This is a genomic window from Streptomyces sp. NPDC127092 (assembly GCF_042722475.1).
Taxonomy (GTDB): domain Bacteria; phylum Actinomycetota; class Actinomycetes; order Streptomycetales; family Streptomycetaceae; genus Streptomyces.
This window is the reverse complement of the sequence record NZ_JBHXFE010000017.1, coordinates 64,435-88,975: the sequence shown is the minus strand read 5'-3', so window position 1 is coordinate 88,975 and position 24,541 is coordinate 64,435. Positions and strand designations below refer to the sequence as shown.

Genomic DNA, 24,541 nt, shown 5'->3' with positions numbered 1-24,541 from the left:
GGCGGACGTGCCCTGTCAGTCCAGGGCGTTCACCAGCGCGTCCACGACCCGCCGCTGCTGGTCGTGGGTGATCTGCGGGAAGAGCGGCAGCGAGAGGATCTCGTCGGCCGCCCGTTCCGCGTGCGGGAAGTCCCCGCGCTCGTAACCGAGATGGCGGTACGCGGGCGTCAGGTGCACCGGCGTCGGGTAGTGCACGCCCGCCCCGATGCCGTCGGCGTTCAGCTTGCCCACCACGGCGTCGCGGTCGGCGCCCGGCACCCGCACCACGTACAGGTGCCACACGTGCACGTTGCCGCCGGCCGTCACCGGGCGGACGACCCGCCCGGCGTCGGCGAGCGGGGCGAGCAGCTCGTCGTAGCGGGCGGCGGCCGTCCGCCGCGCCGCGTCGCCCGCGGCGAGCCGGCGCAGCTTGGCCCGCAGCACGACGGCCTGCAGACCGTCGAGCCGGCTGTTGAAACCGGGCACGTCGTGCCGGTACTTCGCCACGCCGCCGTGGTTGGCGATCGCCCGCACCAGGGCCGCCGCCTCCTCGTCGTCGGTGACGACCGCGCCCGCGTCGCCGTACGCGCCCAGGTTCTTGCCCGGGTAGAAGCTCGTGGCGGCGATGCCGCCGCTGCCCGGCGTGCGGCCGTCCCGGCTGGCGCCCTGGCTCTGCGCCGCGTCCTCCACGATCCGCACCGTTCCGGGCAGGGCGTCCGCGAGCGCGGCGACGTCCGCGCACTGCCCGTACAGGTGCACCGGCACCACCGCACGGGTGGCGCCGGTGACCGCGGCGAGCGCGGCCCGCGGGTCGAGCAGCAGGGTGCCCGGATCGCAGTCGGCGAGCACCGGGCGGGCGCCGGTCCTGGCCACGGCGCCCGCCGTCGCGATGAACGTGTTCGCGGGCAGCACGACCTCGTCGCCCGCCCCGACGCCGCTCGCCCGCAGCGCCAGCTCCAGGGCGTCCGTGCCGTTGGCGACCCCCACGCAGTGCGCCACACCGCCGAAGGCGGCGTACTCCCGCTCGAACGCGGCGACCTCCTCGCCGCCGATGAACGCGGTGCCGGAGAGGACCCGGTCGAAACCGGCCCGTATCTCCTCGTCGACCTCCGCGTGGGCCGCCTTCAGGTCGACCAGGGGAATGGGGTTCATCAGCCGAGTTCTCCTTGTGCGTCGGCCCACTGAGCAGCGTCGCCGCCGTCCGCCGGGAGCTGGTCCACCCCCGGCTCCGTCGCGCGCAGGCGGCGGGCCGGGTTGCCGACCCACACCTCGCCCGGCGGCACGTTGCCGAGGACGTTGGAGCCCATGCCGATCAGCGACCCGTCGCCGATCTCCGTGTTCTCGCGGACCAGCGCTCCCGCCCCGAGGTAGACGCCGCGGCCGATCCGGGCGCCCCCGCCGACCCGTACGCCGGAGGCGAGGGTGGCGAAGTCGCCGATGACGTCGTCATGGGTGAGGACGGTCTGCGGCATGACCGCGACATGGCGGCCCAGCCGCACGGACGCCGTGAGGACGGTGTGGGCGAGCAGCACCGTGCCCCGGCCGAACGTCGAGGTCGCCGACACGATCGCCGTGGGGTGCACCACGGAGGTGTAGCGCTCCTCGGGCAGCGCGAGCCGGTCCACCAGCCGGGACCGGGCGGCGGGGTCGCGCGGGTTGCCCACGCACACCACGAAGGACACGTCGCGCAGCTCCCGTACGAGCGTGGTGCCGCCGAGCACGGGCACGCCGTCGACCTTGGTGCCCCACAGGGCCGGGTCGTCGTCGAGATGACCCGCCAGGTGCAGGCCGGCGGTGAGGGCGGCCTGCGCGGTCTCCCGCGCGAAGCCGCCGGCGCCGATGATGACGAGCTTCTTCCTCATGGACGTGCCGTCGCTTCCCGCAGCACCGCGACCACGCGGTCCTGCTGCTCCTCGGTCATGGTGTGGAACAGCGGCAGGATCAGCGAGTCGCGGCTGATCCGCTCGGTGACCGGCAGCGGCGCCGCCGGGTGTCCCGCGTAGGCGGGTTCGAGATGGCTCGCCATGATGCCCCGGCGGGCCGACACCCCGGCCTCGGCGAGGAGGGCGAGGAGCGCGTCGCGGCCCACCGGGAAGTCCTCGGCGAGCAGCACCCAGTACGACTGGAAGTTGCCCCGGCCGTGCGCCGGGTCCCGCACCGGTTCCAGGCCGGGCACGTCTGCGAGCAACTCCGTGTACCGTGCGGCGAGTTCGCGCCGCCGGGCGACCAGCGCGTCCAGCTTGTCCAGCTGGGCGAGGCCGACGGCGGCCTGGATGTCGGTCATCCGGTAGTTGAACCCGGTCTCCAGATAGCTCTCCAGGACCGGCGTGCCGCTCGCGTGCCGCTCGGCCGCCGACACGTTCATCCCGTGCTCGCGCAGCCGCCGCAGCCGCGCCGCCCAGTCCGCGTCGTCCGTCGTGATCATGCCGCCCTCACCGGTGGTGAGCAGCTTGCGCGGATGGAAGGACCAGGCGGCGAGCAGCGCGCCGCGCCCGACGGACCCGCCGTCCACGGTCGAGCCGATCGCGCAGGCGGCGTCCTCCACCAGCGGCAGCCCCCAGCCCTCGCACGCCGCCCGCAGCGCGGAGACGTCCGCCGGCACGCCGGCCTGGTGGACCACGAGCACGGCCTTGGTGCGCCCGGTGCGCACCGCGTCCACGGTGGCCTCGGTGAGGTTGCCGGTGGCGAGGTCCACGTCCGCGAAGACGGGCTCGGCGCCCACGTACCGTACGGCGTTGGCGGTGGCGATGAAGGACAGCGACGGCACCACGACCTCGTCGCCGGGACCCAGCCCGAGCGCGACGAGCGCCAGGTGCAGGGCCGTCGTGCAGGAGCTCACGGCCACGCCGTGCCGGGCGCCGACCCGCTCCGCGAAGGCCTGCTCGAAGGCGGCGACGCGCGGCCCCTGGGCGACCCAGCCCGAGCGCACGGCCTCGGCGGCGGCCGTCGCCTCCTCCTCGCCGAGCCACGGCACCATCACCGGGATCCGCACCGGCGCCGCGGCGGCTTCCTCGGCGGCCGTTTCGGCGGCCTCTCCGGCGCCCTGTCCGGCGGCCTCTTGGGTGGCCTTGCCCGCCGCCTGCTCGGCCGCCTTCTCCGCGTCGGTCGCCGTCGCGCCCTTCTCGGCCCGCCACCAGTCGACCAGGTCCTTCAGACCGGTCCGCAGGTCGAGCTCGGCCTTGAAGCCGAGCCGCTCCTCCGCCCGTGTCGTGTCGGCGAGCCGCCGGGTCACGCCGTTGACCGCGCGCGCCGGGCCGTGCACCGGCTCCAGGTCCGAGCCCATCACGTCGAGCAGCGCGTCGGCGAGCTCGCGCAGCGAGGTCTCCGTCGCCGAAGCGATGTTGAACACCTCGTCGGTCAGGTCGGCGCGGGCCGCGAGGATGTTGGCCCTGGCGATGTCCCGGACCTCCACGAAGTCCATCGTCTGCGTGCCGTCGCCGAGGATCAGCGGCGGCTCGCCCGCCGCGATCCGCTCCATCCAGCGGATCAGCACCTCCGTGTACAGGCCGTGGATGTCCATCCGGGGGCCGTACACGTTGAAGTAGCGCAGCGCCACGTAGTCCAGGCCGTACATGGCGTGGAAGCTGCGCAGCATGCCCTCGTTGAACGCCTTCGCCGCGCCGTAGAACGTGTCGTTGTTGTAAGGGTGGTGGCGCTCGTCCGTCGGGAAGGACTCGGCGAGCCCGTAGACGGAGGCCGAGGACGAGGCGATCACCTTGCCGACCCCGGCCGCCGCCGCGGCCTCCAGGACGTTGAACGTGCCGTCGACCATCACCTCGTTGGCCAGCCGCGGCTCCTCCGCGCACTGCGTGATCCGGATCGCGGCCAGGTGGTAGACCAGATCGGCGCCCTCGGTCACCCCGCGGACCGTCGCCGCGTCACGGATGTCCCCCTCGACCAGCCGGACGCGGCCGCTCGCCATGGCCCGCGCGAGATTGGCCCGGCGGCCGCGCACGAAGTTGTCGAGCACGACGACCTCGCGCGCACCTCCCTCGACGAGGAGGTCCGTCACATGGGAGCCGATGGTGCCGGCCCCGCCGGTGACCAGGATCCGCTTGTCCCGAATGTCGCTCAACGCCGTTCCCCCGTTGCTTCGTTAGCGTTCTTCAGGGACCGGTCGGCACCGGTCCGCAGGCCGACGACCGCGCCACGGAACTCCAGGCTCCGCGAGGCCGCCTCCAGAATGTCCAGCACCCGCAGCCCCGCCCGCCCGTCGGTCAGCGGCGCCCGCCCCTCGGTGATCGCCGCCGCGAACTCGTCGACCATGCTCCGCAGCGCCTCCTTCTCGCCGAGCGCGGGCGCGACCATGTCGCCGCTGCGGTACGAGATCAGGGCCTCGCGGCGCTCGTCCGCACCCAGGTCCTGCGGCGTCGCCAGGTCCACCCCGCGGTCGAAGAGCGCGACGCGCTGCGCCGGGTTCAGGTCGTCCCAGATCAGGGTGCGCTTCGCACCGCCGACCATCGTGGTGCGCACCTTGGTCGGCGAGAGCCAGTTGACGTGCACGTGCGCGATGGCCCCCGTGTTGAGCTGGAGGGTCAGGTACGTGATGCAGTCCCGGCCCGCGCCGATCGGGTCCGCGCCGTGCGCGGCCACCGCCACCGGCTCCACGTGCTCCGGCAGGATGAAGTCCAGGATCGACAGGTCGTGCGGGGCCAGGTCCCACAGCACGTCGATGTCCTTCTGCACCAGGCCGAGGTTGATGCGCACCGAGTCGACGTAGTGGATGTCGCCGAGCGCTCCCTCGTGCACCAGCTCGCGGATCTTGGCGACGGCCGGCGTGTAGCAGTACGTGTGGTCGCACATCAGGGTCAGGCCGCGCTCCTCCGCCTCGGCCACCAGCCGTGCCCCGTCGGCGTAGGTGGTGGCCAGCGGCTTCTCGACCAGGACGTGCTTCCCGGCCCGCAGCGCGGCGAGCGCCACGTCCAGGTGCGTGCCGGCCGGGGTGGCGACCGCGACGGCGGCGACCTCCGGGTCGGCGAGCACCGCCGCGTAGTCGTCCGTGGCCTGCACGGTGGAGTAACCGCCGAGGACCCGACGGGCGCGTGCGACGTCGAGGTCGCACAGCCAGCGCAGCCGGAACCGGTCGCTGGCCTGGAAGTTGCGCACCAGGTTGGGCCCCCAGTAGCCGGCGCCTATGACGGCGACTCCCAGGGCCTGTCCCGGCCGCTCGTCGTGCCGGTCGGCGTCGTTCAAGGTGTTCCCCTCCATGTGGGCGGGCGGTTCTACGGGAAGGTGGGCGCGCATCTCAGTAGGCGCCCGTGGCGCGGACGACGGCGGGGCCGGTGCGGAGCAGGATCACGGCGTCGAGGCCGAGCGACCAGTTGTCGACGTACGCGAGGTCGAGCCGGACGGCCTCCTCCCACGGCAGGTCGGAGCGGCCGCTCACCTGCCACAGGCCGGTGAGACCGGGCTTCACGAGCAGCCGGCGGCGGATCTCGTGGCTGTAGCCCGCGACCTCCTCGGGCAGCGGCGGCCGCGGCCCGATCAGCGCCATCCGCCCGCTCAGGACGTTGATGAGCTGCGGGAGTTCGTCCAGCGAGTAGCGCCGCAGGGTGGCGCCGATCCGGGTGACCCGCGGATCGTCGCGGACCTTGAACAGCAGTCCGTCGCTGTTGTGGTTGGCGGACGCCAGCTCGGCCCGGCGGGCCTCCGCGTCGGTCCGCATCGTACGGAACTTCAGCATCGTGAACTGCTTGCCGTGCAGGCCCACCCGGACCTGCCGGAACAGCGCGGGCCCCTTGCTGCCGAGCCGCACGGCGAGCGCCACCGCGAACATCAGCGGCGAGAGCAGCAGGAGCAGCACCGCGGCGATCAGCCGTTCGGCCACCTCCTTGGGGAGCCGGGCGAGCCGCGAGAGCCGGGGCGCACGGACGTGGATGAGCGGCACCCCGCCGACCGGCCGCACCTCGAGGCGCGAGGCGGCCACGTCGCCGAAGGCCGGCGCGATCAGGAAGTCGCCGCCGGCGGCGGCCGTGCTCCACGCCAGCCGGCGCAGCAGCGGCGCGTCGATCTCCGGCGACGGCAGCACCACCACGGCACTGGAGTCGCCGAACGCCCGGATCGCGCCCGGTACTTCGTCGACCCCGCCAAGAACGGGGACGCCGAACCGGTCCACCGCGGCCTCGTTCACCGGATCGGTCAGACACACCCCTGCGATGTCCATGCCCTGGAGCACTGAGGCCGCCGGGGCCCCGGGCCGCCGGTCGCGCAGCAGGGCGGTCAGCAGCTCCGCCACCGCGGCCGAAGGGCCGACGAGCACCGCGGTGGTACGGCGCCGGCCCCGCGCCCAGTGCTCGCGCAGCCGGCGCCGCAGCGCGAACCGGGCGACGAGCGACAGCGCGGCGGCCGCCGGAGCGGCCAGGATCATCCCGTACATCAGGTCCGGGTCGCGGGCCAGCCCCCAGCCCAGCACGGCGGCCACGGCGGGCAGCACCAGGGCACCGCGCAGCACCCGCCGGTACACCGCCGTGCCGGATCCGAGCTGGCCGCGCGCGTAGCCGCCGTGGACCTGGAGCAGTGCGGTCCAGGCCGGCGGCAGCACGACCACGACCGGCCAGTAGTGCCCGCCGGTCCGCAGCACGAACAGGGCGGCCACCGCCGCGGCCGTCGTGTCCGCGGCCAGCAGTGCCAGTTGATGCCTCCTCCGCCACCACGGGCGTGGGATGTCGACATGTGTGGATTCGACACGGTGCCGCTCATGCGTGACCGGCAGGACGGTCATCCATTCCCCCCAAGGGCGCTTCGCGCGCACCCCGTTGAACCCTCGCGGCCCTTTCCCCCGATTCGCCCGCGGGCGCACGACTCACGGGCAGGGGAAGGGCAGCGAAGGTCGACGAGGGTACGCGGCTCTTCCGCCTGACTGAACGGTGCGGACCGAGTCGCAAGTCTCCCCAGCCACGGCCGGGTCCGCACAGGACGCAGAAACCGCCCGGGACACGAGTGTGTTCGCGACCGAGCGGGTTCGGCAGCGCTCAATCTAGACCAACTAGGGCAGGCCATCCAGGAGTTGTGTGAAACTCCTACCGATACTTGAAGGAACTGTAAGAGTCGGGCAATCAGTTGAGGTCTTTCGAGGCCGCGGCCTGGGGCGGTGGCGCGCCTTTGCCCGGAAGGCCTTCGGGTCCTGCCGTACGACCCCCAGGCGGACCGGGAAGGGGACGCGGCGCGCGCTTCAGCCGCGTTGGAAGAACTCCACCTCCGCCAGGGCCAGATGACGCTTCCCCGTCAGGCCGGCGGGGGAGCCGAGCGTCAGACGGATCGTGGTGGCGTCGCTGATGCCGGTGGGGAAGGTCTGCGGGCCCGCCTTGTCGCTGAGGTGCAGCGTCCTGCGCTCGACCGTGCCGTCCTTCGTCGTCACCTCCATCTCGATCCGCAGCGCCCGCCCCTGGAGCGCGTACGCCTCCGGCGCCGACGAGGCGCCGTTGGTCACGATCACGTCGACCAGCCGGAACGGCCTGGCGAAGCTGTACGTGACCGAGGCGCCGGAACCGGGCGCGCCCCAGTAGCGGTTGCTGAGCCCGTCCGTACTGGCCGTCGCCTCGTGTCCCGGCACCTCGGCGCTCGCCCGTACCCCGGTCGCCGTCACCGGCTTGGCCTTGCCCAGCTTGTCCCGGGTGTCCTCGATCAGCTGCCGCCCCGCCGGCAGCAGCAGGAACCCCGCCGCGCAGAGGGCCAGCACCACGAACAGCACCGTCAGGAACCGCGCGAGCCGCCCCGAACCACCCCGCGCCCGACGCCGGAACGGCCACACCGTCCGCCACCAGGGCAGCGGCGCCGCGGCCGTCGTCGGCACGAGCGGCGCCGCACACCGCCGGCAGAAGTTCCGCCCCGGCGCGTTCGGCGTCCCGCACGCCGGGCACGGCGGCCCCGCCGTGTCCTCCGCCACCGACACCTGCCGCACCACCGGCCGCGAGGCGACGGCCCTCGCGGGCTGGACGGGCCCGGGAGAGCCGCCCGCGGCAGGCGACGCCGAGGGCCGCCGCGGCGGAGGCGGCGCTGCGGCCGCAGGGGCGGGGCGGACGGGTTCGGGCGCGGGCCGGCGCGCGTCGGCGGAGGTCCGGCCGGTGTGCGCCTCTTCGTGCGCCGGTGCCGCGCCCGGAGCCTCGGCTCGTGGTGTGCCGTCCAATGGATGCGGAGCCGCCGCGCCGGTCCCGCGCGCGGGCGCGGGCTCGTTCCGTACGGGCCGGGGTGCGCCGGGCGGCGCCGGGGGAGCATCGGCGCGCTGCGACGGCAGGGCGTGCGGCGCGTCGGCGGACGCCTCGACGGTTGGTGCCTCCAGAGCGCCGCCGGCGCGTTCGCCGGGCCGGGACTCCTGGGTTACCGGCGGGCCGGCGGGCCGGTCGGCGGGGTGCGAGGCAGCGGCCGAGGGGCGGGTCGGTGCCGAAGGTCCGCCGGGCCCGTGCGGCGCGGTGTCCGGCGAGGGCGGTGCCCCCTCGCCCACCGGGCGCTCGGCCGTCGCGGACCCACCGGGGGCGAGTTCGCCGGGCGGCCGTCCGGTCGTGCTCGGCCTCTGCAGGCCGGCCGCCTCGGCCGAACGTCCCTCGGCCGCCGTCGGCCGTGCTGCCTTGGTACCTCCGGCGCTCGGCGTCGTGCCTGCCGGCTCAGTGGCTTGGGGCACGGAAGCCCCCTGCGCGCCGTCCGCTCCGGCAGTGGTCGCGCCCGCAGCGCGGGGCGCGCCAGCCGTCTGCCGCCGCGCCGCCTCGGAGTCCGAGAGCTCCGGTGCACGGGTCGGTGCCTCGGGTGCGGTTTCCGGCACGGGCTCGGGCGCCGGGGCGGAGCTCCCGGCCTCCTGCGCGCCACTCGGCGAGGCTGTCGCTGCGGCGCCCTCGGAGGCCTCCGGCCGACCCCCGGCCCCGGCACCGCCCCCAGCACCGGAACCGGCGTCCGATACGCCCGCCCCCGCGTCCCTCCGCCCCCGCCCGGGCCCGCCGCTCTCGTCCGACCAGGCCAGGTATGCGCCGCAGTTGTGACAGAAGTCGTCCGTCGGGGCGTTGGCGGCCCCGCATGCGGGGCATTCACGCACGGCGATCACTCTCCTCCACCTCCTCCTCGTCGGCCGGTGGGCCCGGCAGGATCTCCACGCGGCAGCGCGTGTGGACCGGGCACAGGGTGCGGACCAGGGCGTGGACGCGGTCGGCGTCGACGTCAGCGGTGCGCTCGGGCCAGACCCGTACGAGCACCGACTCCCCGACGGGCGGCGGTGTCGCGCCGCCCGGTGTGGCGGACCAGACCGCGCCTCCGTCGCCGCTGACGTCCGCCGCGACGCCGAGGACCAGCCGCAGCGCCTCGACCAGGCCGCGGCGGGTGCCGCGCAGGCGGTGGAGCTCGACCGCGCGGGCCACCGCCTCGCGGCGGAGTTCCAGCGGCCGACGCGGGTCGTCGGCGCCGCCCACCCAGGCGGCCAGCCAGGACAGGAAGTCGGGCGGGGCGAGCCGGGGGTCGAAGTAGCCCGCCAGGTTGTCGAGCGTCGCGAACACCGGCGCCAGGACCGTGTCGAGCCCGGCCGTGAACCGCTGGGCGAAGTCGTCCTCGGCGTACAGCGCGGGCAGTTGCTCGCCGATCGGGTACCTGCTGGGCAGCCCGGGGACGGCTGCCCGGCTCATGACCGTACCTCCGGGTCCGTGGCGGTGACGACCACCTGGTGCTGGTACGAGAAGACCAGCGCGCCCGGACCCAGGTCGATCCGGTCGACCGGCGCGCCACGCCGCCCGGTGATCGGGTCGGCGGCGAACATCCGGATGTCCTCCACCAGGACGTCCCCCACGGCGCGTTGGAGCACGCCGAACAGCTCCCCGTACTGCACCGGCCGCCCGAACGGCCAGCCCGTGCCCTCCGGTCCGCCGCGCAGCGGGTTGAGGTGGCGGAAGAGGGCGGCGAGCGCGGCGTCCCGGACCCGGTCGGCCTCCGCCGCCGGCGCCGAGAGCCGCGCCACCACGGTGACGCCCTGGTAGACGGGAGGTTCCACGACCAGCCGGGTGCCGATGAGGCGCCGCTCGTCGAGGGCGCGGGTGATCGCGGAGAGCACCTGGTCGGAGGGGATCAGCTGCTCGAAGCGGAGCCGGTCGCCCTCGTCGGCGACGGCGTCCGGCACCACCAGCACCCGCACGGCGCCGTTCCCGCCCTGCCCGCCGTTCCCTCCCTGTCCGCCGTGCCCGCCGTGCCCGCCGTGCCCGTCGGTCCCGCCGTGCCCGTCGGTCCCGCCGTGTCCGGCGGTCCCGCCATCCGCGCCGCCGTCGCCGGCGTACGGCAGGCAGCGCACCCGGCGCACCGACGGCGCCGCCTGCCGGGCGATGATCTCGTGGTCCTCGGCGGTCACCGCGCGCTCCTGCATCCGCAGCGCCTCCGGCGCCCGCAGCTTCGCGTTGTCGAGCGTCTCCCCGGCGACACCGCCCCGCGCCGCCTCCCGGTTGTCCACCCGGGCGACGTACGGCACGGAGCTGCGCAGCACGGAGATCGCGCCGCGCGCCACGTTGCCCGCCGGGCCGCCGCCGGTGCGGTAGCGGGGGACCCGGATCCGGGCGCCCTTGGGCGGCACGGCGCCGCGCGCACCCAGCGTGCCGTCCGGCTCGCGCAGCACCGGCGGGAAGGAGAACTCGCCGGTCGTGGCGTCCACCCGGACGTGCCGGTCCTCGGGGCCGGAGCGCCCGAAGTGTTCCACCACCTCCCAGCGCTGCCACCCGTCTGCCGAGGACACCTCCACCACCGGCGGTTCGCCGTCGAGCAGCACCGGGGGCCGGCCGAGCCGGAACCGCTGCCCGGCCACGCCCTCGGAGACGCCGAGCGGCACGTCCGTCACCGTCTCGGCGTGCTCGACGGTCATCGTGCCGCCGATGGTGAAGACCTCGGCCTCGCGCACCGTGGGGGACTCCGAGTAGAAGGGCTGGCCCGGCTCGGCCTCGGTCACCCGGCAGCGCAGCCAGCCCGCCCGGGTACCGCCGATCAGCGACGCCCGGTGCCCGGCGGGCACGTGCACGATCACCTCGCCCGGACGGTTGAGACCGCCGGTGGTGTCGTCGCCGGTCTCGCAGCGCTGCCAGCGCCCGCCGTCCCACGCCTCCCACACCAGCGGCGGCTGACGCGGATCGACGCCCACGCCCTGCACCCGGCTGTCCAGGCGCACCACGACCACACAGCGCGGCACCGCGGTCGGCAGCCCGAACAGCAGCGCGTCGCCGGGCTCCGGCGCCGCCTGGAAGCACGGGATGTCCCGCCGCTCGGCGAGCTCGGCCGTCCGGTCCGTCTGCTCGCCCGTCCGGGGCGCGGTGAGGAGCCGCGTCAACTCGCTCGGGACGATGCGGAGTTCCTCGGCGGTCGCGAAGACCACTCCCTCCTCGGTGTCACCGGCCGCCGTCGTCACCTCGGTGCCCGCGGGCAGCGTCACCGTGTCCGGCTGCGGCGCCGACAGCCAGAAGTCGACCTCGGCGACCGCCGCCGTCGGCGGGAACAGCTGGATGCCCAACAGGTCGAGGAAGGCCAGGTAGTTCTTGTCCGGGACCCGGTTCAGCCGGTACAGCAGCTGGTCCACCAGATAGGCGAAGGTCTCGATCAGCGTGACGCCCGGATCGGAGACGTTGTGGTCGGTCCATTCGGGTGCGCGTTGCTGCACATAGCGCTTCGCCTCGTCGACGAGCTGCTGGAACCGTCGGTCGTCCAGATTGGGGGAGGGCAGGGTCATCAGTCCGCGACCATTTCCTCGGCCCCCTCCTCGGAGGGGATCGTGTAGAAGGGGAAGACCAGGTTGCGCCGGTCGTTGGTGCTCCGCACGGTGTAGTGCACGTCGATGTAGAGGGTGCCGGCGTCCACGGAGTCGAAGGCCACGACGACCTCGTCCACCGCGATCCGCGGCTCCCACCGCTCCAGCGCCTCGCGCACCTGCTGCGCGACCCGCCCGGCGGTGTCGCCGTCGCCCGGCGCGAAGACGTACTCGTGGATGCCGCAGCCGAACTCGGGCCGCATCGGGCGCTCCCCGGGTGCGGTGCCGAGGATCAGCCGGATCGCCTCTTCCAGCTCCCGCTCCCGCTCGACCATGGCGATCCCGCCGGTCGGCCCGACGCGCAGCGGGAACGCCCAGCCGCGGCCGATGAACCGTTCGCTCATCACGCGCCCCCGATCAGGACGTTCACGGCACCGGTCAGGATCGTCGCGCCGCAGGTCGTCCGGTCGCGGGCGCGTGCGGCGGGCAGCCCGCCGATGAGGACCGGGCCGGTCGCGGCCGCCGCCGGGTCGGGCAGGAGCACGTTGCCCGGCCCGAGCGCCGCGTGCGGCGGGACCACGCAGACGTGCAGGCTGCCGGTGACGGCGGCGGGCAGCCCGCCGATCAGCACCGTCGCCACGCTCCTGGCGGCGGCCGGCGGCGGGGTGCCGACCCGGCCGCCGTGGTCGGTGGGATCGCCGAGACGGGCTGCGGCTGGCATCACGGACTCCTGGATGTCGGTACGAGGAGGTGCGAGGGAAGCGGAGGGTGCGCGGGGAGCGGAGGGTGCGAGGGGAGCGGAGGGTGCGAGGGGAGCGGAGGGTGCGAGGGGAGCGGAGGGTGCGCGGGAAGCAGAGGGCGCGAGCAGAGCGGAGGGTGCGCGGGTGGCGACGGGGCCGAAGGCGGCGGCGCGGGGCGCGGCGGTCCCGCGCATCGGAACGGGCACGGGCGGCACCTCAGTTGATCCTGACGAGGCGGGCCTTCAGCACGGCGAGCAGACCGCCGTCGACGGTGACGTCCGCGCTGCCGGCCACCTTCACCGTCCGGCCGTCGACGGTCACGCCGGCCGTGGCGCCGATGTCCACCTGGCGGCCCGTCAGCTTCACGGCGCCCTGCCCGGCGTCGAGCGTGATGCCCTGCCGGTCGAGGACGACGGAGCTGAGCGGACGGTTCTTCCCGGCGAACACGGTGACCTCGATCCGGTCGCGCCGGTCGTCCATGCGCACTTCGAGCCGCTCGTCCCCGGTCACGAGCCGCAGCCCCGAAGGGCCCGGCGCGGGAGCGTCGAGCAGCTCCACCCGGTGGCCCGAACGCGACACCACCGAACGGCGGTTGACCCTGCCGCTCGTCCGGTCGACCAGCGGCACGTCGTGCGGCGAGGGCTGGTCGACCCCGTTGTAGAGTCCGCCGATCACATACGGGCTGTCCAGCAGGCCCTGTTCGAAGCCGACGAGCACCTCGTCGTTCACCTCGGGGCTCACCACCCCGCCCCCGCCCTTGCCGCCCCACTGGACCGTCCGCACCCAGTCGGTGACGTACGTGTCGTCCAGCCACGGGAATCTCAGCCGCACCGCGCCGCGCTGCGAGCCGTCCGGCTCGCGCACGTCCGTCACGATCCCGATCGCCAGTCCGGGCATGCGCGCCCCACGGCCGGGCGCGTCGGCGCCCGTGACCAGACCGGTCAGGGAACGGTCGGCGCCGGCACTGACCCACACCGTGGTGCGGTAGCCGCCGTGCGGCTCCAGGACGTGCCGCACGGCCGTCGCCGTGTACCGGCCGGAGAACGCCTGCCCCACGTTGCCGAGCGCCACCGGCCTGCCCGCCCGCAGCATCGGATTGCCCTCGGCCAGCGCCTCCAGCTCCCCGAAACCGGCGCTGACCTGCGCGGCCGTCGCGTCGGCCACCGCCGCCGTCTCCGCCTGCGTACGGTACGGGGTGTCCGCCACGGTCACGACCGGCGCGCCGAACACGGCGGCGGCCTGCGGGCGCATCCCCGGCACCACCGTGTCGCTCACCACCGCCGGCTTCTCGGCCAGCAACGGACGCTTGGTGGTCGTGTCCCAGCCGCGCACCCGCACCTTCGCGGCACCGTCGGCCGCCGACAGCGCCGCCCGCAGGGCCAGCAGGTTCCGCCCGTACTCCAGGACCATCGGGTCACGGACGGCAGAGGTCGACGGCGCCGGGGCGCCCGAGGCCTTCACCGGCTTCGTGAACTGCAGCACGCCCTTGTCGTCCACCCGCACGTGCGCGCCGCTCTCGCCCGCCAGGTACTGCAGGAACTCCCAGTCGGACACGTTCGCCTGGGACAACTGACGGTACGTCACCGGCGCGGCCTCCACCTTCCCGACCGCGAGGCCCGCACCCGCCGCCACCTTGCGGACGATGGCGGACGCCGTCATGTTCCGGTACGCCACCACCTTCCGGCCGCGCTGCAGCCGGTGCGCCTTCGAGTACGCCCGCACCACCGTGAAGGAGCCGGTGCGGTCCCGGTCGATCTCCAGGGCGGTGACCTCGCCGCTGAACAGCCGCTCGCGCGCCTGGCCCCTGACCGTCACCACCGAGACCCGCAGCGCCGTGCCGATCGTGATCCCCGTAACCTGCAGCAACTCGTGGTCCGGGTCGCGGAAGGTCAGCACCGCCGTGTCCGGCAGCCCCACGTTCTCGTCGACCACGCAGCTCACCAGCTGCGCGGCCCAGACCGGCGGCAGTTCACCGGGCGCCTCCACGATCGGATCGGCCGCGAACGACCGCCCCCCGGTCTCGGACCCGCTCATCGCTCCTCCTCGGCATCCGCGTCCCGCAGCAGCCCCGGCACCACGAGTTCGGTGCCCGGGACGAGGGCCATCGGATCGTCGATCCCGTTCGCCTCCGCGATGACCCGCCAGGCCGTCGCGTCCCCGTACTCGCGCCACGCGAGCATCGCCAGACTGTCGCCCGCCACCACCGTGTGCGTGCTGCGCGCGGTGCGTGAGCCCGACGTCGGGTTCTGGCCCGGCGGGTCGACGCTCGCCTCCTCGATGGACAGCGCGCACGTCGCCCGCAGCGGCTTCCCGTCCACGTCGAAGAGCGTGTACGACACCGAGAGGTTCGACAGCACCCCGTCGAACGACGTCGTCCGCGCGTTGCCCCACTCGAACCGCACCCACGGACTCGCCGGCTTCTTGCGGCCGAGACTGGCCGGGGTCGGCACACAGGCCTTCATCAGCTTCTCCACCGCCTGCTCCACCGAGTTGTCGTGGGTGGCGGTGGCATCGAGGAAGACCTCCAGGCTGAGCGTCCGCGGCCCGCTCCCCACGAACTCGGGCAGCGCCGACTGCCCGGCCATCCGGGACGGCGACCGCCGCCACTCGGTGGTCTTGCCGAGCTGCAGCGTCGAGGGGTTGAACTGCAGGTCGAGCCGCGCGATCGTCCCGCCGGGCCTGGCCCCGACGGAAGCCGGAGGCTCCTTGAGGGTGAGCTGCGCCCGTGCGCGGCCGGCGCGAGCCGATGGGGCCATGGCGGGGACTCCTTTCCGGAGGGACGGGAACGGGGGAAGGGGTGCCTTCTACGAGAGCCTTCGGGGCCTTCGGGGCCTTCGGGGCCCTCGGGGCCTTCCGGGCCTTCCGAGCCTTCGGCCACGGGGGTTCGCGGAGAACGTCGGTGGCCTGCGAGGCCTACGGGAGGGGGCACGGGGTCAGCTGGGCAGCAGGCCTTGGTGGGCGATCTCCAGGCTCTCCACCGCGGCCTGCGAGCTGGCCGGGTCGAACGACGGCCCCTGCCAGCGCACCGGCACGATCCCGAACACCTGCCAGCTGATGATCCGGCTCAGGTCGGGCCGCAGCGCCACGATCTCGCCGTCCTTGGGCTCGACCTTCCGCAGCGTCTCGTCGAGCCAGCGCCCGATCTTCGCCGTGTCGGCCGTCACCGGCCGGGTGAGGGTGATGTTCGACCAGGTCACGCGCCCCGGCAGCTGCCAGGTGAAGCCGTTGTTGCCGCCCTCGGCGTAGCTCTCCATCTCGACCTCGGCGCCCATGCCGGAGCAGGTGTTGAAGGCGCCCAGGTCGTTGCCGCCGATCGCCAGCCGGAAGAACACGCTGGTCGCGAAGATGTTGTCGGTCATCGGTTCCGTGGTCCGTTTCTCGTGCGTCGTCCGCGTGCTCAGCGGCGTCCGTCGAAGGGTCGGCCCGTTCGCTCCCGGCCGCGCCGCAACTCGGCGCGCAGCAGCCGCGAGACGGGTTCGATCAGCTTGCGCGCCAGGTCGTCCAGGTCGGTGTGGTGGTCCGGAGCCTGCGGGGCGGGGGTGCCGCCCTTCCGCCCGGGCGAGGCGGACGCCGCGACGGGTGCCGCGACGGACGCGGCACCGCCGCCCTGGTGCGTCGCGGGCGCGGCCCGCTGCACCGGCGCGACGGCGGGCGTCGAGGCCGCCCGGGGCAGCACCACCGGCACGTGCCGCGCCCCGCCGGTGGGCGGCGGCGCCTGAGCGGAGCCGGCCGGGGACGGCCGGACGACGGCCGGCGCCTGCGGTCCGGCGACGGGCAGGGGAGCGGAAGCGTGCGGCGCCCCGGGCGCGGGCCGCGCGACGCGGGAACCGGGCGGAACGGGAGCGACGGGCACCGCGGACGCCGTCCGGGCTACGGCCGCGCGTTGCAAGGCGGGCGACCCGGGAAATCCGGGTGCGAGGGACGGGGTCGACGCGGTGGACGGGCCGGACGCGGTGGGAGGCGCGGACACGATGGGAGGGGCGGACGCGGCGGATGCCGGGTCGGAGGCGGTCCAGCGGACCGGGACCACGGGACGGGCGTCCGCGGCCCGCCGCGGCCCGGCTGCCGTGTGAGGACCGGGCACCGGCGCATCGAGTCCCGGCGTCAGGGTCCGGTTCGCGAGCAGTCGGAGACCGTGGGACGCGACGGGCGTGTGACGCGGGACCACACCCGGGCCGTCCACCCGGCGCGCCACGACGAGCGGCGGCGCGGTGTGTGTTCCGCCGCCGCTGACACCGTGACGGGAACCCACCGGACCGGTCCCGCGGTTGCCCCGTGAGGCGGCGGAGGCACCGGTCTGGGCCGCGCCCGCCTTCCGGAGGTCCACGGACCGCGCCGTCGGCTTCGCCGCGCTCGCCGGCATGGCCGGCAGGGGAGCCCCGAGCCCGGCCCGATGCGGAGGCACGAGCCGCCCGGCCGTGGCCGGGCCGTCCGAGGACGCCTCCTCCACAGCGCGTTGGAGGACCGGCATCGGCGCGGGCATGACGGATGTGACGGACGTGATGGGTGTGGCGGGTGTGGCGGGTGTGGTGGGTGTACGGGGTGCATCTGGCGCAGCAGGGCTGTCGGCTGATGCCTCCGTCGCGCTCCTCGGCGATGCCGCCGCCCCGTGACCGGTGAGCGGCCTCGCCGTGGAGGGAAGACGGGTCAGGGGCGCCCCGAGCCCTGCGGCCGGGCGAGGGGCGGCGGGACCGTCCCCGGGCTGTCCCGTGGTGCGCTGGAGGACGGGCATCGTGGGCGCCGAAGCGGGCGTCGCGGAGCCCGGGAACTCCCCGGTCGCGGCAGCGCCCGGCCGGGCGAGCACGCCAGGGCCGTTGGCCGCCCCCTCCTCCGAGTGCCGGAGAACGGGCACGGCCGGAGACGGGCTGCTGAGGGCCGACGTCTCGTCGGCCGGCGGCCTTGCGGCGGGCGGTCGTCGAACGTCGGACGCGGCGAGCGGGGCCCGTCCCTCCTTGCGCTGGACGGACGGTGGCGCGGACGGGTCGTCCGCGTGTCGCGAGGTGGCCGTGTGCGGTACGACGGTCACCCGGCGCCGGGGTACGGCGGGGCCGTGCGCGACGGTCAGCGTCCGGCCGACACCGCGCGGGCGCACGACGGTGCGTGCCGGCTCGGCAGCGGTCTCCGGCGGAGTGGACTCCGCCCGTTCGGCGTGCGCCGACGCGCGCTGTAAGCGGGGGACGGACCCCGGTGCGGCGGCTGCGGCGGACGGCACGGTTCCAGCAGTGGAGGCCGGCGGTACCACCGCGATCCGGCGGACCAGCGGGAGGCCGGGCAGCACGTGCCCGCGCCGGGCCGCGTCCGCGGACGCGGAGCGCTGGACGATGCCGAGGACGGCGGGGGAGTCCGGGGACACGAGTCCCCGGGTCTCCCCGGCCGGGCCCTGCCGCCCGGTGCCACCAGGTGTGGAGTCGGCGAGCCGGGCCCGCCGCACGACAGCGTCGCTCGTGGGACGTGACGGGGACCCGGACGGGGAGTCGCCCGTCGCGAGCTGCTGCCCGGCGGAACCGGTGGTCCCGGCTCCGCTGCCGTCGCCTGCGGCAGGGCCGGACGCCTGGGCCCGCTGCACGGACGCGGCGGAGCCACCGGCTTCGCGACGGGCCCCCGTCGAGCCCGCAGGCGCAAGACCGGCCGACCCGCCGGTCGAGCCGGTCGCCCGGCTCAGCCGGTCGCCACCATCAGCGGCGCGGCCATGCCCCGCACCCGCCGCGGCGTCACCCGACCCGCCCGGCCGCCGGACCGAACCGCCCGCGCCGGCACCGTCGTTCGGCGTCGATCCGTTCGCCCGGCTCCGCTGGATGTTTCCACCGGCGGAACGGACGCGTGCGGCACTCGCCGCCGCGTCGCCCGGTTCGCCTGTTCGCCGAGCCGAACTGGCCCTGCCAGTCCCGCCGTTCGGTGTGGAGTCGGTAGCCGTACTCCGCTGCGTGCTTCCACCGGCCGTGCGGCCGCGTGCGGCACTCGCCGCCGCGTCGCCCGGCTCGCCGGTCCGTCCGGCCGAACTGGCCCTGCTAGTCCCGCCGTTCGGTGCGGAGTCGGTAGCCGTACTCCGCTGCGTACCTCCACCGGCCGCGCGGCCGGTTGCGGAACCTGAGCCCCTGCTGCCCTTGGCGGGCGTCGTGGCACCGCTCGGCGCGGTCGGGGTCGTACCTCCCGCCCGTGCCCGGTCGCCGGACCGGCCCGAGCCGTTCCCGGCGGGGGCGCCGGGGGCGTCCGTCTGCCGTGTGGTGGCGCGGGCGACGACGGGGCCCACTGGAGCGGTGGCGCGGGCGTGCCCGGATCCGCCACGGTCCGGACGCTCGGCGTCGGGCGTCACCACCGGTGCGCCCGCCGAGCGCGTACCCGCACCAGGGCTCGCACCCGTGCCCGTACCCGTATCCGTACCCGCGCCCGTCCCGGCGGGTGACTCCGGCCCGGCCTCCGCGCCGTACCGGGGTCGCACCGCGCGCAGCAGCAGGGGGCCGCCGGTGGGTACGCCCCGGGTCGTGGCCGGGCGGGTCACGCCGCGGACCACGCCGGAGGGGGCCGACGGCAGCAGCGCGTGGGCGAGGCCGCTGTCGAAGGACGGGTCCTGCCACGCGGCCAGGCCGTCGCGGAAGGCGAGCCCGTCGCTCACGCCCAGCGGGGCGCGCGAGACGGTGAGGGGCGGCGGCGACGTCACGCGCCAGCCGCCGTCCCAGTCTCCGGGTACGCCGGAGCGCGGGGCGGCGTCCGCCGCGGCACCGGAAGCCGCCGCCCGTGGGACGGGGGCGGTCTCCGGCGCGACGGGCCGCCGACGCAGCCAGTCCCGCCATGCCATGTACTCAACCGCCTTCGTTCACGCGGGTGTTGATGCGGGCGATCTCGGTGACCCACTCCTGCCGCTCGTGGTGCGGCAGGTCGAGGATCTCGTCCCGCTGCCAGTGGAAGTGGTAGGCGATGTACGCGATCTCCTCCCGCAGCCGGGGGAGGGCGTACGTCACGATTCCCCCAGGCGCCCACCGGAGAGGTCGACCTCGAAGCCGCCCTCGCAGTGCGGGCACGTCACCGCGGCGCGGGTGTGGCCCTCGCTGTTGACGCGCCGGTAGAAGTCCTGGAGGAAGGCCACGTCCGTGGCGTACATCCGTTCCACGACCCCCGCGTGCACGTCGGTGATCGTGCCCAGCCGGGTGATCACCTGGCTGAGCAGGACCACGCTCAGGTACGCGGGGTTCTCCTTGACCCGCAGGTCGATCTGCGGGCGCAGCTCGTCCCGGGCGGTGGCCAGCCGCATGGACCCGTGCCGGTGCACGGTGCCGGCCTCGTCCACGTAGCCCCGCGGCAGTTCGAACTCGAACTCGGTGCGCAGTCCGTGGTCCGCCGCGCGCGGGGCCGCCGACGGCGCCGTCGCCGGGGCGGCTCCCGGGAGGGCTGCCGGGGGTGCGGCGTGCGCCGGCTGTTCTCCGGGCCCCGGCCCGGTCCCGGCCGCGGCCGGGGCGGGCGCGGTGGCCTGGAGGAACTCCTCCAGGTTGCCCGCTGTGACCGTACGGCGCCTCATTCGACGACGATCTCCTCGAACACGATCGTCACGGTCTCGGTGGCCGCGGACGACTCGCCGGCCTTGAGGGACGGGCCCTCCCACTTGGAGGCCCAGCCCTGCATCAGCTGGATGCGGCGGACCGTGTTGCCCTCGGTGTCCTTGATCTCGATCGTGAGGTTCTGCCGAGCGGCGTTCACGGCCCCGTTGTTCAGGGTCTCCTTGATCCAGTTGGTGAACTCGCTGCTCTGGTCGAGCCCCCGGGTGATCGTGATCTCGCCCGCCTGCCGGGCTCCCGGCTGCTTGCGGATGATCTGCTTGCCCTCCGAGGTCACCTGCTTGACCTCGACGACGTCCTCCTCGACGGTGAACCCGCTGATCTCCTGGATCGACTCGACCAGGTAACCCCCGAGCTGCACGCCGAAGACGTGGGTGGAAAGAGCATCGCCCGTTGCCATGTGTGTCTGTCAACCTTCCCTTGCGGACCCGCGGGTCACTCGTCGATGAGGCTGGTGCTGTCCGAGAACTGGGCCAGCCGGAACACCACGAACTCGGCGGGCTTCACGGGCGAGACGCCGATCTCGCAGACCACCCGGCCCTGGTCGATCGACTCCTGCGGGTTGTTGTCGCGGTCGCACTTGACGTAGAACGCCTCCGCCGCCGTGCGCCCGAACAGCGCGCCGCGGCGCCACTCCTCGGTGAGGAAGGCGGTGACGTTGCGCCGGATGCTGGACCACAGCCGGTCGTCGTTCGGCTCGAAGACCACCCACTGGGTGCCCAGGAGGATGGATTCCTCCAGGTAGTTGAAGAGACGGCGCACGTTGAGGTAGCGCCAGGCCGGGTCGGACGAGAGGGTGCGGGCGCCCCAGATCCGGATGCCGCGGCCGGGGAAGGCCCGCACGCAGTTCACGCCGATCGGGTTCAGCAGGTCCTGCTCGCCCTTGCTGAGGCGCAGTTCCAGGTCCACCGCGCCGCGGATCACCTCGTTGGCGGGGGCCTTGTGCACACCCCGCTCGGCGTCGCTGCGCGCCCAGACGCCGGCGACGTGACCGCTCGGCGGGACCGTCGTGTTGCGTCCGGAGGCCGGGTCGAAGACCCGCACCCACGGGTAGTAGAGGGTGGCGAAGCGGGAGTCGTAGCCCGCCTCGTCCTGGCGCCAGCGGCGTACGGCCTGCGCGTTGAGGCCGGGCGGGGTGTCCAGGACGGCGACCCGGTCGCCCATCTGCTCGCAGTGCGCGATGACCGCGAGCTGGACGGTGCGCACGCCCTCGTCGTCGATCGCACCGCGCTCGTAGGCGCTCATCAGGTCCGGCACCGCGACCATGGTGATCTCGTCGATCGTCTCCAGACCGGCGAAGCCGGTGCGGGCGCCCGCGTCGCCGACGTACTCCGCCGGGTCGAGGCGGGCCGGGACCGGTCCGCCGGCCGGCGCGGCAGGAGCGGCGGGTGCGGCCGGGGTGGCCGGCGTGGCCGGGGCGGCGGCGTCGGGCAGGGCGACCGTCCGGCTCTCGGGCCGGGTCTGCGTGCCGTCGCGGCGCTCGGCGACCTCGATCAGCTTCGAGCCGCGGGTCTGGGTGACGAAGTAGCCCTTGACGCTCTTGCGGGTGGAGACCTCGTAGGTCTCGGCGACCTGGTCGCCCTGGCGCACCAGGACCTTGAAGCGGTCCTCGGGCGGGTTGTCGCCCTCCACGTCCGCGATCTCCACGGACACGCCGCTGACGCCGGGCCTGGCGGAGACCAGGAAGCCGCCGAGCTCGACGGGCCGGCCGGCCGGGACCTCCTGAGGACCGCCGGCGGCGGCGGACGCCGCTCCCGCCCCGCCCTCGGAGGCCTGGCTGCCGACGCGCACGATATACGCGGCGCCGCCGCCGTTGGCGAAGTACCCGTAGACGGCGTGGGGCAGATAGGCGCCGTCCGCGAAGCCGCCGAACACCTGCGTGTACTGGTCCCAGTTGGTGACCAGGGTCGGCTCGTGGAACGGCCCGCCGCGTGCGAAGCCCACGAACGCGGCGACCGCGGTGCCGACCCCTTCGATCGGGCGAGCACCGGACTGCACCTCCTCCACGTACACGCCCGGGGTGAGGTACGTCGGCATGCTCGCTCCTTCGTTCTGTCACTTCTGTCACTTGTGGCGGTCCCAGCTTTTCCGCCGGGCCGTCAGGGCGACAGGTGCGGGCGGACCTGCGCGGGGGCAGCGGGACTGCCCTCCCGGGACCCGCCCCCGCGACCCGCACCCCGGACCCGCCCCCGCTCCCTCGCCTCCCGCGACCCGCACCCCGGACCCGCCCCCGCTCCCTCGACTCCCGCGACCCGCTCGCGGTGTCCGTGCTCCGTGCCGGTCTCAGCGCCGCGTGACCTCGGCCAGGTACGGGCCGAACTCGCCCGCCAGGACCAGCCGGCCCAGCTTGCGGTACTCCTCGGCGACGGCCGTCACCAGCTGCGACATGGTCAGCGGGCCGCCCGCCGCGGCGGCCGCGTAGGCCGCGGTGACCGCGCAGGCCCGGATGCTGCCGCCGGCCAGCTCGAAGCGCTCCGCGCAGAAGTCCAGGTCGAGGTCGGCCGCGCGGGGCAGCCGCGCGCCCAGACAGCGTTCCCACAGGGCAAGCCGCTGGGCGGCGTCGGGCACCGGGAAGTCGGCGATCACGTCCAGCCGGCGGGTGAACGCCTCGTCCAGGTTGGCCCGCAGATTGGTGGTCAGGACGGCGATGCCGTCGAAGGACTCCATCCGTTGCAGCAGGTACGCCGACTCGACGTTGGCGTGCCGGTCATGGGCGTCCTTCACCTCCGAGCGCTTGCCGAAGATCGCGTCCGCCTCGTCGAACAGCAGCACCGCGTTGACCGACGAGGCCTCGGTGAAGATCCGTTCCAGGTTCTTCTCCGTCTCGCCGACGTACTTGTCGACGACCGTCGACAGATCCACCACGTACAGGTCCATGCCCAGATCGGCCGCGACGACCTCGGCTGACATGGTCTTGCCGGTGCCGGAGGCGCCCGCGAACAGGGCGATCACCCCGCGCCCGCGCCCACCGCCCGGCCGCATCCCCCACTGCCCGAGCACCTGGTCGCGGTGACGGGCGCGCACGGCCAGCTCGCGCAGCTGCCGGTGGGCGGGCGCCGGCAGTACGAGGTCGTCCCAGCCCACGGCGGGTTCCACCCGCCGGGCGAGCCGGGCGAGACCGGCACCGCTCTGGCCGCGGACGGCCGTGCGCAGGTCGTCGGGTGACACCGTACGGCCGTCGAGCGCGGCCGCGCGGACGGCGGCCCCGGCGGCACGCCGCAGCTGCCCGGCGTCCAGACGGTGGGCGGCCACGGACAGCGCGAGCGCCTCGACGTCGGAAGTCGCGACCGGAGTTCCTCCGTACGGGTGCGGCGCGGCGGCGTCGCGGGGCGCGGTCGGGCCGGCCGGGGTGCCGGATCCGGGTGATCCGGGCGACCCGGACGGGGCGAGTTCGGCCAGGGCCCGTTCCAGCGCGTGCCGCCACCGTTCGGCCTGGCGCCCGGGCGCGGGCGCCGCCACCGCGAGGGTGACGGGCGTGTCGGCGGCCCAGGCCGGTTCCCAGCCGCTCGTGCCGTACGTGAGCAGGGGCACGCCGCGCAGGGCGGCGCACATCGTGCGCAGCAGCCGGCCCCGTACGCCCGGCCGGTCGGGCAGCGCCTCCAACGGGCCGATCACCACGCCCCCGCCCGTCAGCCGGGCCTCCCGGGCGACGGCCAGGGCGAGAGCGGGTACGGCCCGTTCGTCGTGACCGAGCACCCCCGCGTCCAGGCACAGCGCGGGCAGTCCGGCGGCCCGCAGCGCGGCGGAGGCGAGGCCGGCCGCGTCGCCGCCGGCGGCCCGCAGATGCACGTGACCGGTGCCGGTACGCAGCGCGGCGACCGCGCGGTCCCGCTCCACCGGGTCGGCGGCCGGATCGGCGGCCGGGTCCTCGGCGCGCCCGCCGAGCAGCACGGCGAGGCTCGGGTCGGGCGCGTCGTCGCCGAGCAGGTGCGCGGTGACCCGGTCGGGGACGACGAGCACCCGCGACAGCGGCGGTCGTTCGGGCTCGGTCACCTCCACGAGACCGCCCGCGACCAGCGGCGCGCCGGGCGACAGCCGGAACCGCGCCGAGGGGATCCCGGCGCGGCCGACGAGTTCCAGCGCGAGCCCGACGGTGGGCCGGCGGCGCGTCAGGTCGTCGTTGAGATAGCCGTAGAGGCGCTCGAAACGGGCGTCCAGGTCCGGCGCGAGGGCTACCAGGAGCAGGTCCAGGTCCAGCGGCGCGAGCCCGAACCGGCCGGCCAGGACCGCGAGCGGCGAACCCGGTGGCGGGCCGGCCGGCGCGAGGGCGGGCAGCTCGGGGTCGTACGGCGGGTCGAGCACCCGGGCGACCGCCTCGGGCGTCAGGTACTGGCCGCGGTAGGGGTCGTACGGGTCGGGGTCGACGGCCTGCCGCGCCGCGACCGCCTGCCGCACCCGCTCCTCGACGAGCTGCAGCCGGGTCCACAGGTAGCGGGCGGGGTCATCCGGTGCCGGTGCCGCAGCCCCGGTCCCGGCCGCAACCGCATCCGTAGCCTCAGCCGGATCCGTAGCCCCAGCTGGTGCCGGTGCCTCTTCACGTACGGGTGCGGACATGGAACTCCCCAGGCACATGGAACCGG

Annotated in this window: 19 protein-coding genes; all 19 read right to left on the bottom strand. The window is 75.1% G+C overall.

Annotated elements, in window-relative coordinates; translation table 11 throughout:
- Positions 1-15: 15 nt before the first annotated feature.
- Positions 16-1,131, bottom strand: a complete 1,116-nt coding sequence (locus ACFWJO_RS16630; protein ID WP_386865659.1) for a DegT/DnrJ/EryC1/StrS family aminotransferase — start codon at positions 1,129-1,131, stop codon at positions 16-18.
- Positions 1,131-1,841 (bottom strand): acetyltransferase, encoded by a 711-nt coding sequence (locus ACFWJO_RS16625; RefSeq protein WP_386865657.1) that lies wholly within the window; start codon positions 1,839-1,841, stop codon positions 1,131-1,133. Before ACFWJO_RS16625 ends, ACFWJO_RS16630 begins: the two co-directional genes overlap by 1 nt.
- The gene (locus ACFWJO_RS16620; protein ID WP_386865655.1) at positions 1,838-4,054 is read right to left on the bottom strand and encodes an aminotransferase class I/II-fold pyridoxal phosphate-dependent enzyme; all 2,217 of its coding nucleotides are present in this window, start codon (positions 4,052-4,054) and stop codon (positions 1,838-1,840) included. Before ACFWJO_RS16620 ends, ACFWJO_RS16625 begins: the two co-directional genes overlap by 4 nt.
- The gene (locus ACFWJO_RS16615) at positions 4,051-5,172 is read right to left on the bottom strand and encodes a Gfo/Idh/MocA family protein (protein ID WP_386865653.1); all 1,122 of its coding nucleotides are present in this window, start codon (positions 5,170-5,172) and stop codon (positions 4,051-4,053) included. The genes ACFWJO_RS16620 and ACFWJO_RS16615 overlap by 4 nt, the downstream gene beginning before the upstream one ends.
- Positions 5,173-5,224: 52 nt before the next feature.
- Positions 5,225-6,574: a sugar transferase gene (locus ACFWJO_RS16610; RefSeq protein ID WP_386865651.1), complete on the bottom strand. Its 1,350-nt coding sequence runs from the start codon at positions 6,572-6,574 to the stop codon at positions 5,225-5,227.
- A gap of 576 nt (positions 6,575-7,150) precedes the next feature.
- Positions 7,151-7,771: an NADase-type glycan-binding domain-containing protein gene (locus tag ACFWJO_RS16605; protein ID WP_386865649.1), complete on the bottom strand. Its 621-nt coding sequence runs from the start codon at positions 7,769-7,771 to the stop codon at positions 7,151-7,153.
- A 1,222-nt stretch (positions 7,772-8,993) separates the two neighbouring features.
- Positions 8,994-9,581, bottom strand: coding sequence for a phage tail protein (locus ACFWJO_RS16600; protein WP_386865647.1), 588 nt, complete (start codon positions 9,579-9,581; stop codon positions 8,994-8,996).
- Positions 9,578-11,653: a putative baseplate assembly protein gene (locus ACFWJO_RS16595; RefSeq protein ID WP_386865645.1), complete on the bottom strand. Its 2,076-nt coding sequence runs from the start codon at positions 11,651-11,653 to the stop codon at positions 9,578-9,580. The genes ACFWJO_RS16600 and ACFWJO_RS16595 overlap by 4 nt, the downstream gene beginning before the upstream one ends.
- A complete protein-coding gene (locus tag ACFWJO_RS16590; RefSeq protein WP_384409806.1) occupies positions 11,653-12,075 on the bottom strand; it encodes a GPW/gp25 family protein in 423 nt (140 codons plus the stop codon). The genes ACFWJO_RS16595 and ACFWJO_RS16590 overlap by 1 nt, the downstream gene beginning before the upstream one ends.
- The gene (locus ACFWJO_RS16585; protein WP_386865643.1) at positions 12,075-12,392 is read right to left on the bottom strand and encodes a PAAR domain-containing protein; all 318 of its coding nucleotides are present in this window, start codon (positions 12,390-12,392) and stop codon (positions 12,075-12,077) included. The genes ACFWJO_RS16590 and ACFWJO_RS16585 overlap by 1 nt, the downstream gene beginning before the upstream one ends.
- Before the next feature lie 235 nt (positions 12,393-12,627).
- A complete protein-coding gene (locus ACFWJO_RS16580; protein ID WP_386865641.1) occupies positions 12,628-14,445 on the bottom strand; it encodes a VgrG-related protein in 1,818 nt (605 codons plus the stop codon).
- On the bottom strand, positions 14,442-15,167 hold the full coding sequence (locus ACFWJO_RS16575; protein WP_386865639.1) for a LysM peptidoglycan-binding domain-containing protein: 726 nt from the start codon (positions 15,165-15,167) through the stop codon (positions 14,442-14,444). Before ACFWJO_RS16575 ends, ACFWJO_RS16580 begins: the two co-directional genes overlap by 4 nt.
- Positions 15,168-15,344: 177 nt before the next feature.
- Entirely contained in the window at positions 15,345-15,770 is a 426-nt protein-coding gene (locus tag ACFWJO_RS16570) for a phage tail protein (protein WP_386865637.1), read from the bottom strand.
- Positions 15,771-15,808: 38 nt separating this feature from the next.
- A complete protein-coding gene (locus ACFWJO_RS16565) occupies positions 15,809-16,264 on the bottom strand; it encodes a hypothetical protein (RefSeq protein ID WP_386865635.1) in 456 nt (151 codons plus the stop codon).
- A 2,947-nt stretch (positions 16,265-19,211) separates the two neighbouring features.
- A complete protein-coding gene (locus ACFWJO_RS16560) occupies positions 19,212-19,370 on the bottom strand; it encodes a DUF6760 family protein (protein ID WP_386865634.1) in 159 nt (52 codons plus the stop codon).
- Positions 19,367-19,924, bottom strand: a complete 558-nt coding sequence (locus ACFWJO_RS16555) for a hypothetical protein (protein WP_386865632.1) — start codon at positions 19,922-19,924, stop codon at positions 19,367-19,369. The genes ACFWJO_RS16560 and ACFWJO_RS16555 overlap by 4 nt, the downstream gene beginning before the upstream one ends.
- A complete protein-coding gene (locus tag ACFWJO_RS16550) occupies positions 19,921-20,361 on the bottom strand; it encodes a phage tail protein (RefSeq protein WP_384409790.1) in 441 nt (146 codons plus the stop codon). Before ACFWJO_RS16550 ends, ACFWJO_RS16555 begins: the two co-directional genes overlap by 4 nt.
- A gap of 35 nt (positions 20,362-20,396) precedes the next feature.
- Entirely contained in the window at positions 20,397-21,998 is a 1,602-nt protein-coding gene (locus tag ACFWJO_RS16545; RefSeq protein ID WP_386865630.1) for a phage tail sheath family protein, read from the bottom strand.
- A 246-nt stretch (positions 21,999-22,244) separates the two neighbouring features.
- Positions 22,245-24,515, bottom strand: a complete 2,271-nt coding sequence (locus ACFWJO_RS16540; protein ID WP_386865628.1) for an ATP-binding protein — start codon at positions 24,513-24,515, stop codon at positions 22,245-22,247.
- Positions 24,516-24,541: the final 26 nt, after the last annotated feature.